Below are 1706 nucleotides of genomic sequence, written 5' to 3' on the forward strand. Positions count from 1 at the left end.
AAGATATTTATCAGAAAAGTCATGAGCAAGCTAGAGGTTTAAAGACTGAGCGGGTTCCAATTATTTTTATTAATAAATATTTTACACAATTCATACCAGGTAAGCAAGAGAGCTACGCCACTACTACCGAATCATTACCATTAATCGACAACTAAAGCTTATGGGTGTAGCTAAGTGAAATCATTGATCAAGAGACCTGTACTTTTCAATAACTTTTTCAGCAGACCCTAATTATTAACCCTATTGCTGAATAACTATTTTAGGCTGTAGGTAGTATTCATCTTCTCTGACAACTATCTCACCAATGCCGATAAATTGAGCTTCTAAAGACTCCACGGCAACCAGAGAACCGATCATAACATTTGTATCGGTTAGATTAATTTTTCTGCCGTGAAACCAATCGATAACTCTTTCTGATGTCAAAGAAATCCAGTCTAGATGTGCCAAGGCAATGCGAGGTGAAATTAAACCCTCGGAATTAGCCATTAAAGCTTCCAGATTAATACTATCGGCTAATTGAAAACCACAGCTTTCCGTGCGAGTTAAACTGGCTAAAGTGCCACCCACAGCTAACACCTTGCCCAAATCTCTGGCCAGGGAACGGATATAAGTCCCCGATCCACAGTGAATATCTAGCTCTATTTGTGGAAATTCGCCCTCTAACCAGTCTAAAACCGTAATTTGGTCAATTTTGACCTGACGAGGCTCCACTGCGATTATTTCCCCTTTGCGTGCCAATTCGTAGAGACGGCGACCATCCTGGTGAATAGCACTATACATCGGCGGAATCTGGGCAATATTGCCAATAAATTCCGCTAAATGCGGCTTAACTGCCTCTAAAGTTAAATCGGGCCAGGGACAAGTAGCGATCGCTTTTCCGGTAATATCATCGGTATCGGTGCTGAGTCCTAACTGGATTTTTGCCCGATAAGCCTTATTTTCGGGTAAATAGGCCAGTAATCGGGTGGCAGCCCCGACGGCGATCGGTAAAACTCCCGTAGCCATAGGATCTAAAGTTCCGCCATGGCCGACTCGTTTTGTCTTAAGAATTTTTCGGACTTTGGCCACGCAATCGTGAGAAGTCCAATCGGGGGGTTTATTGAGATTTAAAAAGCCAAACATTATAAATTATGAATTATGAATTATGAAGTGGGGTGGTGGGGTGATGGGGTGATGGGGAGAATAGATAAAAGCAATCTCCTCAATTCTGAATACTGACGGCTGATAGCTAAAAATCTGACGTATTATATAATTGCATAACTTCGCTTAAAGGTAAACGGGAACGAACACCGAGAGAAAGGTCAGAAAAATGACCCAGATCATAATGATCAACAGCAGCGCGAGCAATCATAGCGGCGTTATCGGTACAGAGTTTGAGCGGCGGAAAATAGACAGTTAAATGATGATTTTTGGCGGCAGTTTCTAGATGATTTCTTAAGGCACTATTGGCCGCCACTCCTCCCCCGATCGCAATAGTGTTTAAGCCATAATCTAAGGCACAATTGATTGTCCGACGGGTTAAACTTCTGGCTACTGTATCTTGAAAACTGGCGGCTATATCAGCTACAGGTAAATTATCTGGCTCGAATTTCTCTACTAAGCGCAAAACAGCAGTTTTTAAACCGCTAAAACTGGAATCGTAGGCATGAAAACCGCCGGTTGGTAAAGATATTTTACCTTCAGGTAAGGGAAAAGCTTGGGGATTA

2 protein-coding genes are annotated in these 1706 nt (G+C 42.3%); both read right to left on the reverse strand.

Annotated elements, in window-relative coordinates:
* Positions 1-240: 240 nt before the first annotated feature.
* A complete protein-coding gene (gene truB, locus PX481_RS23270; protein ID WP_002763851.1) occupies positions 241-1122 on the reverse strand; it encodes a tRNA pseudouridine(55) synthase TruB in 882 nt (293 codons plus the stop codon).
* 106 nt (positions 1123-1228) lie between these two features.
* Positions 1229-1706 (reverse strand): Kae1-like domain-containing protein (locus tag PX481_RS23275; RefSeq protein WP_502888631.1); only part of this gene is annotated, 478 nt, incomplete at its 5' end.

Source organism: Microcystis sp. M53603_WE2, assembly GCF_030065435.1.

Excerpts from the sequence above, each read along its gene's own strand:
- truB (WP_002763851.1), bottom strand. The coding sequence starts at position 1,122 with ATGTTTGGCTTTTTAAATCTCAATAAACCCCCCGATTGGACTTCTCAC.